Source organism: Methylohalobius crimeensis 10Ki (assembly GCF_000421465.1).
Classification (GTDB): Bacteria; Pseudomonadota; Gammaproteobacteria; order Methylococcales; family Methylothermaceae; genus Methylohalobius; species Methylohalobius crimeensis.
In genome coordinates this window covers 936653-953703 of the sequence record NZ_ATXB01000001.1, presented here as the reverse complement: position 1 = coordinate 953703, position 17051 = coordinate 936653, and the positions used below count along the sequence as shown (strand labels likewise).

At 53.8% G+C, this 17051-nt stretch carries 15 protein-coding genes; 1 reads left to right on the top strand and 14 read right to left on the bottom strand.

Annotated elements, in window-relative coordinates; all coding sequences use genetic code 11:
* From H035_RS18235 to H035_RS0104930, 5 genes are all read right to left on the bottom strand, one after another.
* Positions 1-633, bottom strand: a complete 633-nt coding sequence (locus H035_RS18235; protein WP_022947894.1) for a C39 family peptidase — start codon at positions 631-633, stop codon at positions 1-3.
* Complete coding sequence (locus H035_RS0104950) at positions 630-3176, bottom strand: tetratricopeptide repeat protein (RefSeq protein ID WP_084684832.1); 2547 nt, start codon at positions 3174-3176, stop codon at positions 630-632. Before H035_RS0104950 ends, H035_RS18235 begins: the two co-directional genes overlap by 4 nt.
* 161 nt (positions 3177-3337) lie before the next feature.
* A complete protein-coding gene (locus H035_RS0104940) occupies positions 3338-3685 on the bottom strand; it encodes a hypothetical protein (RefSeq protein WP_022947891.1) in 348 nt (115 codons plus the stop codon).
* Between the two features lie 50 nt (positions 3686-3735).
* The gene (locus H035_RS0104935) at positions 3736-4026 is read right to left on the bottom strand and encodes a hypothetical protein (protein WP_022947890.1); all 291 of its coding nucleotides are present in this window, start codon (positions 4024-4026) and stop codon (positions 3736-3738) included.
* Positions 4027-4136: 110 nt separating this feature from the next.
* Entirely contained in the window at positions 4137-4694 is a 558-nt protein-coding gene (locus H035_RS0104930; protein ID WP_022947889.1) for a hypothetical protein, read from the bottom strand.
* A gap of 1429 nt (positions 4695-6123) precedes the next feature.
* Between H035_RS0104930 and H035_RS20695 the strand changes: the two genes are divergently transcribed.
* The gene (locus H035_RS20695; RefSeq protein ID WP_022947888.1) at positions 6124-9186 is read left to right on the top strand and encodes a S8 family serine peptidase; all 3063 of its coding nucleotides are present in this window, start codon (positions 6124-6126) and stop codon (positions 9184-9186) included.
* Between the two features lie 9 nt (positions 9187-9195).
* Here H035_RS20695 and H035_RS0104920 read toward each other — a convergent pair whose 3' ends face one another.
* Genes H035_RS0104920 through cheY form a run of 9 tightly spaced genes read right to left on the bottom strand, consistent with a single transcriptional unit; the run spans position 9196 to position 17025 of the window.
* Positions 9196-9693, bottom strand: a complete 498-nt coding sequence (locus tag H035_RS0104920) for a chemotaxis protein CheW (protein ID WP_022947887.1) — start codon at positions 9691-9693, stop codon at positions 9196-9198.
* A gap of 1 nt (position 9694) precedes the next feature.
* Complete coding sequence (locus H035_RS0104915) at positions 9695-10240, bottom strand: hypothetical protein (RefSeq protein ID WP_022947886.1); 546 nt, start codon at positions 10238-10240, stop codon at positions 9695-9697.
* Complete coding sequence (locus H035_RS18225; RefSeq protein WP_022947885.1) at positions 10237-11112, bottom strand: ParA family protein; 876 nt, start codon at positions 11110-11112, stop codon at positions 10237-10239. Before H035_RS18225 ends, H035_RS0104915 begins: the two co-directional genes overlap by 4 nt.
* Positions 11113-11120: 8 nt before the next feature.
* On the bottom strand, positions 11121-11933 hold the full coding sequence (gene motD, locus H035_RS18220; protein ID WP_022947884.1) for a flagellar motor protein MotD: 813 nt from the start codon (positions 11931-11933) through the stop codon (positions 11121-11123).
* Positions 11930-12670: a flagellar motor protein gene (locus tag H035_RS0104900; RefSeq protein ID WP_022947883.1), complete on the bottom strand. Its 741-nt coding sequence runs from the start codon at positions 12668-12670 to the stop codon at positions 11930-11932. The genes motD and H035_RS0104900 overlap by 4 nt, the downstream gene beginning before the upstream one ends.
* A gap of 3 nt (positions 12671-12673) precedes the next feature.
* Positions 12674-13711, bottom strand: coding sequence for a protein-glutamate methylesterase/protein-glutamine glutaminase (locus tag H035_RS0104895; protein ID WP_022947882.1), 1038 nt, complete (start codon positions 13709-13711; stop codon positions 12674-12676).
* 10 nt (positions 13712-13721) lie between these two features.
* A complete protein-coding gene (locus H035_RS0104890) occupies positions 13722-15848 on the bottom strand; it encodes a chemotaxis protein CheA (RefSeq protein ID WP_022947881.1) in 2127 nt (708 codons plus the stop codon).
* An 8-nt stretch (positions 15849-15856) separates the two neighbouring features.
* The gene (locus H035_RS0104885; protein ID WP_022947880.1) at positions 15857-16636 is read right to left on the bottom strand and encodes a protein phosphatase CheZ; all 780 of its coding nucleotides are present in this window, start codon (positions 16634-16636) and stop codon (positions 15857-15859) included.
* A gap of 14 nt (positions 16637-16650) precedes the next feature.
* Positions 16651-17025 (bottom strand): chemotaxis response regulator CheY, encoded by a 375-nt coding sequence (gene cheY, locus H035_RS0104880; RefSeq protein WP_200861527.1) that lies wholly within the window; start codon positions 17023-17025, stop codon positions 16651-16653.
* Between the last annotated feature and the right edge of the window lie 26 nt (positions 17026-17051).

Genomic DNA, 17051 nt, shown 5'->3' with positions numbered 1-17051 from the left:
TTATCTCAGCATCACGAAATCTTCAGGGCGCGGCGCCAACTGATTGGGCGGATCCCCCCCATCCTCTCTTTGCACCATAAAGCCTACCTGTCCGAATTGAGGGTAATCAATCCACGCATCCACGAAGCGACGGACGGTCATGGTTCGATTTCCCCAAGCGGGATCGGCCAATAATACTCGATTCCCTCGCATTCCACGAAAAACCACAAAATGATTATAGCCGTGCAGATTGAGAGGAACGATCATTGGAGCCTTTTTGAGCAGCCCTTCTAGATCCAGTTTACCGTAACCGACGCCTTTATAACCACGGGCATCCACATAGCGCTTCAAATCCAACAGGGAAAAACCCTGGCGGATCTGAACCAGGCGCGGATTTTTCAAATATATTTCCCGTTTAATCAAACCTTTTGCAACTTCTTTTTCCGATACCGAGTCTCCATACTGATAATTGAGCAAGGTCGCCAAGGTTGCGGCACCACAGCTCAAGTCCCATTTTTGAATGACTACATGCTCATGACGCATTTCCAGCAAGGACTTGACCGTACGTCCCTGTCCGGGCAAAGTCCACATTAACAGAGCCAACCAAACAACAACTCCTCGCCATCCCCAATCGCTAAAGAGACGCTTTTTCATGACGGTTTGTTCGAATCGGTATTCAAAACTTCTAGTAATGGCTTGATATGTTTGGCATACCGCTGCCACCGTTTCACCGACTTGGTATAGATGGGTTGGCGAACTTGCCAGACACTGGCAGTGGAAACATTGCGTCGGGTTTTGTGGAAATTTAGGCAATTATCCTCCCACTCGAGGCCGATGAAGTCGATGATACGACGGCTTTCCCGTTGCGGAGTGTCCACTAGACGCTCGTATTCGACCTCCAATATCGGCATGGGAAGGACGGATTTCCAATGACGAGCGATTCGTTCTGTCTCCAGGTAAAATTTTCCTGAATCTCTGAGATCAGTAGAGTACGGAACTTCATCCGTGAATCTTTGAAAGAAACAGGATAGACAGATATCCTTGGGATCGCGCCGGCAGTAGATGATCTTGGCATTTGGGAACATCATCGCGATCAGACCCAATTGCCAGATATTGTTGGGCATTTTGTCGGTGATCCGCTCCGTCGGCCCAGCCAAATGGGTAACGTAGTCCAAATACTCATTGGCCGCACCTTTTACCATTTCGTGATCCAACCGGGATATTCCTTCAGGATAGAGGCCACACCCCAGCCGTTCTTGAAGCTTAGCTACGATCTGGCTGATCTTTTTGAGCTCGCCGGCGCCGAAAGCACGGGAATGGCTGGCGATGATTTGCTCTACCAGGGTAGTGCCTGAGCGAAACATGCCTACGATGAAAACCGGAACCTCGGACTCACTTGCCCGCGGCACGTCGCCAGAGAAAAAACCTTGTGGAAAGGCTTCTATGATATTGTCGACGTATTTTGAAAATTGATCCATGTCAAGGGCTTTATTGCGGGAATCCAAATCCGCTCTCCATAAGCGATTGGCTTCGGCATAATTCATGAATGCTCGATCGAAATCGCCGATGTCATCATATGACTTACCCAAGGCAAAATGCAGGGGAATGCGCTGAATAGGCAATACATTCGGGTCCTGCAACAAGGACTCGATCTGCTGGATTTCCTCGCCCTCGGCCTTGATCTTGTAGCAATTAACCAAATGCCGATAGGCTTCTCCCTGTTTGGGCAGAATGCGGATCGCTTCTTTAAAACATTTTGCTGCCTCGGTCATCTTCCCCTGCTGTTGCAGCACCACCCCCAAATTACTGTGGGCGCTTGGATGGTCAGGATTGAGTTCTAATGCCTGGCGAAAATAATTCACCGCCTCCTCTGGCTGGCCTCTATTGAGGTATACCGCCCCCAAGTTATTGTATGTATCCGCGTGATCTGCATTTATGGCCAACGCCTGGCGAAAATACTCTTCTGCTTCAACCAATTGCCCATCATTCAGGTAGGTCGTACCCACATTATTGATGGCCTCGACAAACCGGGGATGGATGGCCAATGCTTTGCGGAAGCATTCCCGCGCATCCTCGAATTGATTGTAGCTTAAGTAAATCTGGCCAAGGTTGTTGAGCGCCTCGGAGGAGTCAGGCTTGACAGTCAATGCCCGCTCCAGATATTGGACCGCCTCGGCCAACCGGGAATCCTTGAACAACAAGCCGCCCATGTTGTTATTGGCATCGGCGTGATCCGGATTAATCGCCAAGGCTTTCCGGAAATGCTCCACGGCTTCTTCGGGTAAGCCTTGACGCATCGCCACACTCCCCAGATTGTTATAGGCATCGGCGTAATCGGGACGGAGGGCTAATGCTTTGCGAAAATAATCGGTCGCTTCCTTCAATTTCCCTTCATTAAGGGAAATAACCCCCAGATTGTTGAGTACTTCAGGATTGGTAGGTTTGACTGCTAACGATTGACGGAAACATCCACCGGCTTCTACCATACGCCCCTTATGCTGGTGGATGAATCCCATATTGACCAGAGCTTCGGGATGGTTTGGGTTAATCGCTAACGCTCGAGAAAGGAATTCTGCCGCTTTTTCGAGGTCGCCTTGAGCCATATGAATGATTCCCGAGTTGGTTTGGGCATCGGCATGCTTAGGTTTGATGGACAATACTTGCTGAAACTGTTCACCGGCCTCCATCAAGCGACCTTGATTCATCAAGATAATACCGAGATTATTACCAGCATCGACGTGCTCAGGCTGGTTTGCCAGCACTTGCCGAAAACAATCTTCCGCCTCCGCAAGTCGTCCTTGACCTAGCAGAATCACGCCCAGATTGTTAAGCGCGTTAATGTGATCCGGATCCAGTTCGAGGACCTTTCGAAAACATTCGCCAGCCTCCTCAAGGCACCCTTGGTTCAAAAAAACGATCCCCAAGTTATTGCGCGCATCCGGGTAATCTGGCTGGACAGACAAGGCCTTGGCAATCCATTCCACCGCTGCTCGATGATCGCCCTGTCGCGAAGCAACCACCCCGATAAAATGAAACGCTACCGGATGGTCTGGACATTGCGCCAAGACCTGTCGATACAAGATCTGGGCTTCTTCAAGCTGCCCATGATCAAGCAATTGTCCGGCCTGCTTAAGTATTGCTTCCGGATCCTGGGTTACCGCCGGCTTGTCAAACGTATGTTGATGATCCATTTTCATAAGCAAAACCGATTTTTGCGTCTATACTTTTTGATGTGGGGGGCGTAACTCTATCGTCCTAGAGCATTTAGCCTTTGGCTTTAAAAACCTCGCCGCAGTGATCCTGCGGCGAGGTCTTGCCCTCCACACTGCTTAAGGGCGTAACTCTATCGTCCTAGAGTTCAATTGACAGCAGCAGCGGCTCCGCTGGCAGAAGTTGCTGCTGCACCGCCTGTTCCCCCCGCACCGGTTACGGCGGAGATACCAATGCTGGTATCACTAGATTGACCTAATGCGAAGACATAGGTGGTAGTGGAAGTGGACGTCGCAGCAATAGCCGAGGTAGCACTCAAAACGCTACCCGATGCGGCCCCCAGGGCCGAGGCGGCAGCTACCGCAATAGGCAGGACGGTGGCACCCGCTGTGATGCCATCCATCTGGGTATCGCTTAACGCCAGGGGTTGAGCATTCACGCCTCCGGCAATTGCCAGCACAGAAGCTCCCGCCACGAGAGAAGTTACAGTCTTCATTTTCGATTCTCCTGTATTAATTCAGATTAAATGTTCGCTTCAAAGCGCCGTTACTGCGATGCCGAAGCCGAAGCTGCGGCCGCAACAGACACTGTCGGCAGCAGTTGCCCCCCTTGGGTGGGGATGGCGGGCAAAGCCACCACATAAGCGATAGTGGAAGTAGAGGTGGCCGCGAGAATCTGACCAACTGCTGTTGCTGCAGCAGTGGCAGCGGCACTACCTGCAGCAGTCACCTTATCCATTTGGGATGCATCCAACGCTACCGGCTCACTTGCCGATACAGCGCCGGCAGCGGCCAGCATCGCGCCTGAAACAACACTGCTTACCATTTGCTTTTTCATCTCAATTTCCTCCTGATAAGGATTGAAGGTTAGACACATCCGGTCCTGGCATATAAGGACCGGAGACCTGAAGCCGCCCAGCCACCCGGCTGGAGGGCTGCAGATTCTGATTACGGGAAGTAGCCCAGCCCGACGATTCCGACTTCTACGGCTGCCCCCGAACTTATTTCAAGAAAACCGACTTCGGTGGTCGAACCCAGCGAGATCGTCATGGTGCCGTCCTTGGATCCGGAATTGTTCGCATGAACTATCGGTTCGACCGAAGTTTCGGTCGTGGAGCCTTCGCCTATTCCGACGGCAATGGCCCCTCCGCCTGCCCCTACCGCAGATCCGGAGATCCCTGAGTCCGGGTTGGAAACGCTCGACACCGCAGCGGTATTAGTGTTAGTGAGCGCAATAATGGGAGAGGTGGCCGTCGCGTTTGCAGTGACCACCGCCACGCCTCCAGCACTAATCCGGTCCATCTCAGCACCTGTCAATAAGGTTGGCCCTATAGGATCGGCCATTGCAGCAGACGCTATTAATCCAGCACCTGCACCTAAAGCTAAGACTTTATTCATGGCAAACCTCGGATAACAGAAAAACATGATATTTTTGACATCTTTATTTCTATCTCCATTTCTATCTCCCAGAGACGATGGGATGCCCTTCATCAAATAATCTTGCATACTGCATGCCAATAATTTTCACCCAAACTGTAACTTACTGTTTTTTTAAAAGAAAATACACCTATAATCCATATCAACAGAGTCTTTTTTTAAGAAATTTCTACAATCATGCTTATAGCTATGTAAAAAACCCTGACATATCTCTAACGGAATACATGCTTGCAGCGCCAAACAATAATTATTTATCAAAATTAAACAATAAAAATCAACACATTGATTTAACTGGATTTTCTCATAAAACCCAACCAAAGACTTTGGTCAAATACCTACTGTAATCTGTAAAAAAAAATGACATCGGAAGATGTGATTTCAATTTTTGATATAAATCAATTTCTACCCTTATATCGATACTCTTAATACAAGCCTTTGATTTTAATGGATTCAAAATATAGCCCAAGACAAAAACAGCTATAAATTAATTCTGACACTGTAAGCAATTGCTTACACATATATCCCCATTTTTTCTTAAAAAGAAATAATTCAAAACGTTTTCCCCACTCCTTGTCTGTTTTTTTTACATAGAATTTTTAAACAACTTCGCAAGCCAAAAAGTTAAAAAAACAACTTTATTAAACCCATTAGACAACCCCCCATAACTAATAGCATCGGCCAAGCTCTTTACTAAAACCTCGACAAAAGAAAAACTTCGACTTGGCTTGATATTTGCTTTTACAAAAAGGGAGGGGTAGTCATTTTTTGAAGCGTCTGATCGACATGACGCTTTCGCAAATAAGGTTATGAGCTTCTACCCGCCTTACCGGCTCCGAAAGCGGGAAATATCAACTTTATTGCCATCAACCTTCTACCCCGTAATTCGTGCCTACATTACAAGCAAACTACTTGGCCGAGCTAAATAATTAGCCAGCAACCGAAACTCGATTGATATGGAGGAATCCATGAGACATAAACATCTTCTTTTGCTCTCTCTGACCCTTGGCTCTTTTTGGTCCATGCCTTCCCAGGCATTGACACTTCCACCGATAGGCGGAGGAGGCGGAAGCACACCTAGCGCACAGGGCGTCATAATGGCGGTGTGCAAGCCCGTAGCCTCTACAGATTCTACTTCGGGATCTTGTTCTTCTTCAGGGGAAGGTTCCAGTAGCTGCTCAAGCAGTGCCGGAAGCGCAAGTGCCCCGACACCGAGCCGAATCACGGCGATGGAATTCGGGCCCAATGTGTCCCAAGACACCCAAACGGTTCTAGAAAATGAAATCGGAAACCCATGCACGAATTTCCTTGAGGAAATCGATTCCAGCCAATGCGCTTTTACTTCCGGAAATCCCATGAATATAATCTGCAAACTTCCATAATAAACACTGTTGCCATTACAAAATCCAGCACAAAAAAGCAGGTAGTCCCTGCTTTTTTGTGCTATTTTCCTAAATAACGACTTAAACGGATAAACACTCAAATTTACAGGAAAACTGTAATGAGTTTCTCACATCCTAGCGTTATACTTACTGCCATATGGATTCTGGCAATCTTTTTTAACATTCCCATTCAGGCGAAAGATTCAAGGAATTCCTCCACGATCAGTTCCCCGGCTTATTCGACATCCCACCGATGGATTTGGTATGACGGCAACCAGAGACGTACATTCTGGCTTGCCTCCAGTGAAATCGCTGTTTTCTCTAAAACACGACACATCCAACCAGAAGAGTGGCCTCGGTTAATACAGGTTTTTCCAGATGCAAGTCTGATCGAAGCAAATGAACTCTATGCACGAATTCACCTGTCAAAACCATTGATTCGAAAAGAATTCGACCGGCTGCTCAAGCAGAGTCCATCCTCTGAAATCGAACGGATTGCCCCTGTGTTTCATCCGTCTCCTGAAACTAGGAAGTGGGGTTTTGTCCTCCTACCGGAAGTCATCGTTCAATTTACTTCTTCGAAATCTGCCAAGGAAGTTAAACGCTGGGGAAAAAATTATGACTTGTCACTCAAACGCAAATTATTGCCGAATAATACCTTCCTCTTTTCCTGCACCGGCCTGGACTGCATAAGGAAATCTCGGCAAATATACGAGCAGGACTCCTCGGTGCGTTATGCCTACCCGAATTGGCTTCGCCCTCGCCAAACACGCCTTGTCTTTAATGCTGATTTGCAAATCGAAAAAACCGCCACGCCGAAAATCGCAGTTCAAGGACAACCGCTAACCTATTTAATTACGATAAAGAACAACGGCCCCGATACCGCCAGAAACATTCATATAACGGATACACTTCCGTCAAGCACGACGTTCATATCGGCAACCGCTTCCAATGGCTTTTGCTCCGGCTCGGTCACCGTTGAGTGCACTATCGGTTTTTTGAAAAATGGCGGAACTGCCACGATAAGCCTGCAGGTCATTCCGACAGCAAGCAAGGAAATTACCAATACGGCTCAGATATCAGCCATTGGTAACGACCCCAATCCGGCCAATAACGCTGCCACGATCACGACTTCGGTTCCCCCCGGCGAGGACAACGACGAAGCAAGCTGGAACGACCCTCTATTCCAGGACCAATGGCACCTGGACAACACCGGCCAAGGCGGAGGAATGCCCGGGGCCGATATCCATATCACGCCAGCTTGGGCCGAAGGGCTTACCGGCGAGGGCACACAAATCACCATCGTCGACGACGGTTTGGAAATTAATCACGAAGATCTCAAGGCCAATACAGCTTCCGCGCCCCATTATGACTATGTGGGAAACGACGGAGATCCCACTGCCGGTAAACATGGGACTGCTGTGGCCGGAATCGCCGCCGCCAACGGCGATAACGGACTGGGAATCGTTGGCACCGCCCCTAACGCCGATCTTATCGGGCTAAGATTACTCGGCGCGACCAGCGACACCAATGAGGCTGCTGCATTGAATTATCGCCCTGACATCGTCGATCTATCCAATAACAGCTGGGGACCGCCGGACGGAGGTGAACTACTGGCGGGACCCGGCCCCCTCACTGAGACGGCCATCGCCGACGGAGCCACCAACGGCCGGAATGGCAAAGGTATCGTTTACTGCTGGGCGGGCGGCAACGGTGGAGACAACGACAATTCCAACTACGACGGATACGCCAATTTACGCTACACCATAGCGGTCGCCGCTTCCACCAACGAGGGGACACGGGCATTTTATTCCGAAAAAGGCGCCAACCTGCTTGTTAACACGCCTTCCAGCGGAGGCACTTTAGCGATCACCTCCACCGACCGATCCGGATTTTCGGGCTACGATTTCGGCAACTATACCGACGCATTTGGCGGCACTTCCGCCACCAGCCCTCTCGCATGCGGTGCGCTGGCTCTCTTGCTGGAAGCCAACCCCAATTTAAGTTGGAGGGATGTTCAACACATCCTGGCCACAACCGCCATACAAAATGACCCTCAAGATCCAGATTGGACGGAGAACGGCGCCGGTTATCCCATTAATCATCAATTCGGCTTCGGTCGGATCGACATCGCCGCAGCGGTGGAAACCGCTCGCAACTGGCCCCTCCTGGGAGATGAAATCACATTAAATGAGAATGCGTCACCGAATATTCCGATACCCGACGACAACCCCGGCGGTGTCAGTTCCCATGTGGAAATCTCCCAAGATATTCGGGTCGAATCGGCGGAAGTGATTTTCAATGCGGACGACCATCCTCAATGGGGGGATTTGGATATTCGCCTGATTTCGCCCGCCGGCACCGTTAGCGTGCTAGCCGAGCAACATGACTCGGGCAGTAACACCTCCCATTACTCCAACTGGCGCTTTACCTCCGTCCGCCATTTAGGCGAATCCTCTTGGGGTACCTGGACGCTCGAGGTTCGGGATCTGGCGAGCGGAAACACCGGCACCTTCCAAGCCTGGCGCCTTAATCTCTATGGTTCAGATTCTGGCGCACCGCCACCTCCTACCGAGGAAGCCGACCTCTCCATGACTCTGACAGATGAGCCCGATCCCGCAAGCATAGGTGAAATACTAACCTACACGGCGACGGTCGTTAATCACGGACCCGATGCTGCCACCGGCGTGACCGCTTCCCTTTCATTGCCAAGTCAGCTGGAGCCAGTGGAAATATCTACCAGCCAAGGCAATTGCACAGGCGAAATAAACACCTCCTGTATATTAGGAAACATAGCGACCGGAGAGCAAGCCACAATCACCCTCATTACCACTCCCACCAATGCCGGCGGCATCAGCGTGAGCGCCACTGCAACCGCCGACCAACCAGATCCGATCCCAGACAATAACAGCGCGACCGAAGCCACTACGGTTGATAGCAAGCAAATAGGCCACCTTCTGGCGGTACGGATTATTGGTACGGGCAGGGTAATCAGCGAACCTGCCGGTATCGATTGTCCAGAAGACTGTATGGAAACTTATCCCGCCAATACTTTTGTGACTCTAACGGCGGATCCCGCCGCAGGAAAAGAAGTCCTGTGGCTAGGGACCTGCAGCGGCACGCAACATACCTGTAGCGTCGAGATGACAGCCAAAAGAAGTGTAACCGCCTGGTTTCGCTAGAGCAATTCGTTAAAAAGTTTCCAGCTCGGCGATTTCCTCTTCGGTCAGGAATTTATTCAAGTCCACCAGGATCAAAAGATTCCCACCCCGACTGGTAACGCCTTGAATATACCGCGCGCTGTCTTCATTACCGACATTGGGAGCGGTCTCGATCTCCGTGGCGCGCAGCTCCACCACCTCGGCTACACTGTCCACCAAGATGCCGATGACCTGTTCGGCGGACTCGATAATGACGATCCGGGACATTCCATCGCTGGGCTTGGGCGGCAAACCGAAACGACTCCGAGTATCTACCACGGTCACCACGTTGCCGCGCAGATTGATGATCCCGATCACATAATCCGGCGCCCCAGGAACCGGCGCGATCTCACTGACCCGAAGCACTTCCTTCACTTGCATCACGTTGATGCCATAGGTTTCGTTCCCTAGTCGGAACGTCACCCATTGGAGCAGCTCGTCTTCGTTTTTTTCTCCGCCATTTCTCTTATGTTCCGCTGCATCTGCCATCTCAGGTACCTCCACCTCGTCCGGACTGCAAATCTTGCACTAATCTTGTCAAATCGATCAGGGGACATGGCTCTTTCAACGTCATCCCCAGCAACCAGGGGCGACGATTTCGGTCGGCGCGCCAACGCACTCCCGCCGGCAACCAAACGGAGAGCTCTTCTACTTTCCGGCAGACCAGAACCATATCGCCCACGGTAGGAAACAATAGCCCCCCATACGGTCCGCCGATGGATTTACCCGGCAAGATCCATTCCGCCGGATCCACCGCCCACATCTCGCGCTCGCCGACACTCACCCGCCCCATCGACCAATCGGGCCCCTCGGCTTGAGTCTCGATCTCACCTTCCCATTCAATCGCATCTCTAAGCTGCTGCTTCGGCACGGCGAAACGTACATTTCCCAGCCGGAACAACTGGACCGAAAATTCTTCTCGTATCCAATCGGGGCATCCTTCCGGTAAGGCGGGAGAGACCTGCAGCGGCCGGGAGTCCGTTTCGGTCAGCAAACCTTCAAGATAGTCGGCCAATACTTGCTCTTCCATCTTCATATCGATAGGGTCCCAGTTTGTTCTCCATAGCGTTTCGAGCCCATGCCTTTCTTCTCCTGCCTCCCCCCATGCTTTTTCAAGCCAGTCTCCTCGCTGTCACTGTCATCCAATCGCAATAAGGATTCCAACAAGTCGCCATACGCCTTCGCCGCCCGACATGAGGAACGATATAAAGAAACCGGCAAATGCGCCTGACTGGCCTCTCGCACTTTGGTATCGAGGGGGATGACGCCACCCCAGACATTTTCTCCGTAGCGATCCTTCAGGGCCTGCAGACTATCCGCGGAAACCTTGGGCCGCCGGTCGTACAAGGTGGGGACGATGGTAAAGGGAAGCGGCTGCTTGCGCGATCGTCCGATCATTGCCAGTGTCCTCTGCATACGTTCCAAGCCCCGCAGGGAGAGAAAGTCGGCCATCACCGGGATGATCAAACGGTTACACGCGGCCAGCGCATTGACCATCAACACCCCCAGCATCGGCGGACTGTCGATCAATACATAGTCGTAATGATCCACCAGTCTGAGCACGGCCTGGCGAATCACCAGGCCGAATCCTTCCACCGTTCCCGCCTGACGTTCGACGGTGGCCAACGTCATCACCGCGGGCAGCAGATCCAGCTTCTCCACCGATGTGGATTGCAGGCGGGCCGTCGGATCGGGCGGCTTACCCGCGGCCACGTCCTGAAAAAGCTCGTAGACGCCCGCGCCGGCGCTTTCCAGCGAGATGCCGAAATAGCTGGTCAGAGAACCGTGGGGATCCAAATCCACCACCAGCGTCCGCAGGCCGCGTGCGGTCAGCAATCCGGCCAGGCTTGCCGTGGTCGTGGTCTTGCCGACCCCGCCTTTTTGATTCGAAATCGCCCATACGTGCATCGATCGCCTCATTCGCTTGTTTGCTGCGGCGCGCTCGCCGCCAATAATCGCCCCCGTTCTCCGGCCGTCACTTGATAACGCGCCAAGTTTTTGGCTTGCAGCACCATCACCACACGTCGGTTGCGATAGCGCCCCGCTGCCGTCGCATTACCGGCCACCGGATGATTTTCCCCGTACCCGATTGCCGCCATACGGCGGGAAACGATCCCGTAATCGGCCAATCGCCTTACCACACTGGCCGCGCGCGCCGCCGACAATTCCCAATTAGACGGAAATGCTCGGGTATGAATGGGAACGTTATCGGTGTGGCCTTCGATATAAATGGGATTGGCCGGCATCTGGCGAACGATCTCGGCCAGCTTGGTCAACACCGGATCGGCTTCGTCGGAAAGCTCCGCACTCCCGCTGGGAAACAAAATCCCGCTTTTCATTTCCACCGCGATCCAATATTCATCGCGCTCCACCGTGACCAGATCGTCATCGATATAGGGAGCCAAGACCTCCTCGATCTGCTTCGCCAATCGCTGTAGGTTGGCCGATTCCGACACACCATCCACCTGAATGGGATCGCTGGTGCGCGGAATTTCTCCCACCTGGATTGGATCCGGCACTTTCCGCACCGACGCTTTTCGGTCCTTGAATACTTTTTCCAGCGACTCGGACAATACTTTGTACTTACCTACGTTCACCACGGAAATGGCATACATGACCACAAAAAAAGCGAACAGCAAAGTAATGAAGTCGGCATAGGAGATCACCCAGCGCTCAGGGGAATCCGATGCTTCTTCCAGCCGTCGCCGTCGTAAGCTACGCAAACTCATTCCAAAAATCCGCTCAGTTTGATTTCGATGTTGCGGGGATTTTCCCCTTCGGCAATGGCGATGATTCCTTCGATGATCAAAATTCTGCCCAGCGTCACGGCACGCACATGGGCCTTGAGCTTATTGGCAATGGGCAGGAACACCAAATTGGCCACCCCCACCCCGTATATGGTCGCGACGAAGGCGGTGGCGATCCCTTGCCCCAGTCTTTCCGGATCGGTCAAATTCTGCATCACCTGGATGAGCCCCAATACCGCACCCAGGATGCCCAAAGTAGGCGCATACCCGCCCATGGCTTCGAACACCTTGGCCGCATGCACCTCCTGCTGTTCCTTGGCATCCATCTCCAATTCCATCGCGTCGCGAATCACTTCGGGTTCATTGCCATCCACTAAAAGCTGGAGCCCTTTGCGGACAAAGCCGTCCGGTTCGCGATCGAGCTCGTCTTCCAACCCCAGCAAGCCTTCTCTTCTGGCCAAGGCGCTCCATTGCGCGATCTTGCGAATCCGCTTTTCCAGATCGATTTTAGGGGGCACCATCACCTGTTTGACTCTTTTCAGCGCACGCCAAAACAAATGCGGCGGCGTTTGCAGCAATGCCGCCCCCAGCGTCCCCCCCAATACGATCAATATCGCCGGTCCGTTGAGTAAGAAGGCGAGATTGCCACCCTCCAGCAGGTTGCCACCGATAATGGCACCCACGCCCAACAACAACCCGACCAAGCTCAGGGGATCCACAAGCTACATCGCTCCGAATAAACCGGCGATGGTCTCCAGGGAGAGCACCTGATCCACCACCCCCGCTTCCACCACCGCCTTGGGCATTCCGTAAATCGTGCAACTGGCCTCGTCCTGGGCCCAAATCTGGCCCCGGACGGCTTTCAAACGCTGGGCACCCAGCGTCCCGTCCATGCCCATTCCGGTCATCACCACCCCCAAAACCCGGCCACGGAAATGCTCGGCCACGGAGGAAAACGTGACGTCCGCGCTGGGTTTGTAGGTCTCCCCTGGATGGCCCGGACGAATCAGGATGCGTTTGCCCGAGATCAATTCCATCTGCAAACCGCCCGGCGCCAACAGCGCCACCCCCGGCCGAAGCCAATCTCCGTCCACCGCCTGCCGAACCTGGATCGCGGACAATTGATTCAAGCGTTCGGCAAAGCTGGGGGTGAAATGGCCCGGCATATGCTGGACCAGCAAAATCGGAAACCTCACCGAGGCCGGCAATTTCGGCAGGATTTTCTGTAACGCCAGGGGACCGCCGGTGGAAGCGGCGATGACCAACAGCTGCACTTGCTTTGCCTGGGACTCCAGTGCCGATCGCGGCTCCTGGCGGGGGCTAGATGCTTTCGGATTGACTGCGGGAACGGCGGACCGACGAACTTGGGAGCCCAGCACCCGCACCCGGTGGCGCAAGACCATTTTGGCCGCCTGGCGGTCATTATGGATATCCTCCAGCCGCTTGGGGATGAAATCCATCGCGCCCGCTTCCAGAGCCGCCAGGGTGGCCTGGGCGCCGGCCCGGGTGAGCGCCGACAACATCAGGATCGGGGTAGGACGCCGCCGCATGATCTGTCTGACCGCTTGTATGCCGTCCATGACCGGCATTTCCACGTCCATGGTGATCACATCCGGCTGAACGGTCACTGCTTTGCGTACCGCCTCCGCGCCGTCCCGCGCCACCTCCACCACTTCGATATCCCGATCTTCCTCCAGAATCTCGGCGATGCGCCGACGCATGAAGGCGGAATCGTCCACCACCAAAACTTTCACGGTCATCGGACGTCCATCAGGCCGCATACTTTTGCATCAGACCGGGCACATCCAGAATCAGGGCGATCATCCCGTCGCCGGTGATGGTAGCCCCGGCCAAACCGTGCAAGCCGTGGAGTTTGGCACCCAAGGCCTTGATCACCACTTCTTCCTGGCCGACCAAGTGATCCACCACGAAGCCCACGTAACGTCCACCGACATTCACCACCACCACATGTCCCGATTCATCCTCGTTCAAGCGGCGATCTCCTTGGATCAACCAATCCTTCAGATAAAACAAGGGCAAGGTACGATCCCGGACGATCACCACTTCCTGCCCATCCACCACATTGGTTTTCTTCAAATCCAAGTCCATGATTTCGACCACACTGGACAAAGGCAGCGCAAAAGGCTGGTTATCCAACTTGACCATCAAGGTGGGCATGATCGCCAGAGTCAAAGGCACCTTGATGGTGATCTTGCTTCCCTTGCCCTTGACCGAATCGATCTCCACCGTGCCGTTCATCTGATTGATCCGGGTTTTGACCACATCCATGCCGACCCCGCGACCGGAGATATCGGAAATTTCGGACTTGGTGGAAAAACCGGGCATAAAAATCAGTTGACAACACTCCCGCTGGTCCAGACGCGCTGCGGTTTCCGCATCCATCAGCCCTTTTTCCACCGCCTTTCGACGCAGCACATCGGGATCCATCCCTTTGCCGTCGTCCTCTATGGTCAGCTCGATCCGATCCCCTTGCTGGGCGGCACTGAGGATCACCAGCCCTTCTCGAGCTTTACCCATCTGCTCGCGTTCCTCGGGAGTTTCAATGCCGTGATCCACCGAATTGCGCACCAAATGGACGAGGGGGTCGGCCAATGCTTCGACCAAATTCTTATCCAGATCGGTCTCTTCTCCCCGCATCTCCAACCGGACTTCTTTATCCAGATTGCGGGCCAGGTCGCGCACCACCCGCGGAAACCGGCCGAACACGCGCTTGATCGGCTGCATCCGGGTCTTCATCACCGCTAATTGAAGATCGGATGTGACCACATCCAGGCTGGCCACCGCCTTGGCGATATCCTCATTATCCAGGGCGGACCGCAAGGTTTTGAATCGATTGCGCACCAACACCAGCTCGCCGACCATGTTCATGATCTCGTCCAGGCGTTGGGTATCCACCCTCACCGTGGAATCCACCCGGGAAGGCCTGGAATCCGCCGAGGGCTTCCCCTGGTCGCCGGACACCGCTTTCAATGCCGGTTTGGCTTGCGTCTGAATCTCTCCCTTCCCCGATACGCTTGGGGCAATATCCTTGCCATCCGATGCCAACGGCTGGATGGGAACGCCCCGATGTTGGCCGGGACCGTGGAGCTGATCGAGAAGTGCGTCGAACTCCTCGTCGGTGATATGCTCGCCCGCCGCTTCCTCGCTCGTATCGGCCGCCTCCGTCGGCGCAGCCGATTTTTTGCCCGGCGCCCCGCTGGGGCCGTGGAGGACATCCAAAAGCTTTTCGAATTCCTCCTCGGTGATATGCTCTTCCTGGTCGGAAGCGCTGTCGTCGACCGTCTCTTGATGGGGCTTATTCGCATCTGAAAGTTCGTCGCCTTCCCCACCATCGGCGCCTTGCAAAAGCGCCTCGAATTCAGCCTCCACCGGATCTTCTTCCTGATCTCCTCCCGAGTCGGTAGGGACTTTGTTTTCTTCCCCTGGTGGATCGTAGGTTCCCTCGCTTGTCGCGCCATCCTCTCCCCCGCCGGGAAAGTCGGCGGCATCGGTCGCCACGAGTCGCTGCAAGGCCGCCAAAAGATCCGGATCGGCAGGCGCGGGTTCTTCGCCTGCCCGGATGCCTTCCAGCATCGCATTGACCCCGTCCAAGGCTTTGAGCACCGCATCCATCAAATCCGGATCGACCTTGCGCTCGCCTTGGCGCAAGACGTTGAATACGTCCTCGGCTCGATGGCACAAATCCACCAGCGGCGTAATCCCCAGAAAACCCGCTCCGCCCTTGACGGTATGAAAGCCGCGAAAGATCGTATTGAGCAGATCCGCGTCCTCCGGCGTGTCCTCCAGGGCCACCAATTGTTCCCCCATCTGTTCCAGAATTTCGCCGGCCTCGATGAGGAAATCTTGGAGAATTTCGTCGTTGGGATCGATTGCCATGGGCGTTCCTAAAATCCGAGACTCGAAAGGAGATCGTCCACATCGTCCTGACTGGTGACGGCGGTCCGGTCCACTCCGGGAACCACCGGTCCTTGCGCGTCGGTCGCAGATTCTTGAGCGAGCTTTTCGGGAGCCGACTTTTGCTGAGTGGCGGTTTGCAACTGCATCGCCCCCTCGCTCAGGGCGGAGAAGCGGATCAGCTGAATCAAGCTGCCCTCGATCTGCTGGACCAGGTCGATCACCCGGCGGATGATTTGCCCGGTCAGATCTTGGAAACTCTGCGCCATCACCACCTCGTTGAGTTGTCCCTGAAATTGCTGCATGCCCTGATTCAGGTCTTGCAGAAATACGGTGATTTCGCGGCTGAGTTCCTTGAACTCCTCATAGGGCATTTCACGCTGCAAGAACCTGTCCCATTGGCTGGACAAGGTTTTGGTCTTGGTCCCCAAATCCGCAGCCATCGGCAGAATCTCGTCCGCCGCGTTGAGCGTCGTGGTGGCCGCTTGTTCGGTCATCGAGATCACATAACGCAGCCTTTCGCGGGCATCGGGAATATCGTTTTCGGTCAAATCGGACAATTTGGAATCCGTCATGAAACCGGCCATGGCATCGTGCAGTTGCCGGGTAAGCCGGCATATTTCCTGAAACATTTTGCTCTCGCGCAGCCGCCCGATTTCCTCATCCAGAATGCGGTCGGCTTCCGCTTCGTCCCCCCGTTCCAGGGCGGCAACGACGGCGCGGGCCTGTTGCAGGCGCGCCTCCAGGGAATCGTCATGATGATCGGCCACTTTTCCCCCCCTTCTTAGGCTTGTAAGCGCTCAAACATTTTTTCCAGTTTTTCCTCCAGCGTCGCCGCGGTGAAGGGTTTGATGATATAGCCGTTGACCCCCGCTTGGGCGGCCATGACGATCTGATCGCGGCGGGCTTCGGCGGTCACCATGAGCACCGGCAGCTCGGCCAATTTTTCGTCCGCTCGCACCGCCTTGAGCAAATCGATGCCGGCCATGCCGGGCATATTCCAATCGGTGACGAGAAGATCGAACTCTCCGGCCTGGAGTTTCGTCAACGCCGCCTGCCCCTCTTCCGCTTCGGCGATGTGGCTGAAGCCCAGTTCGCGCAGCAAGTTTTTGATGATCCTCCGCATGGTGGCGAAATCGTCCACCACCAGAATTTTCATGTTTTTATCCAAAACACAACCTCACT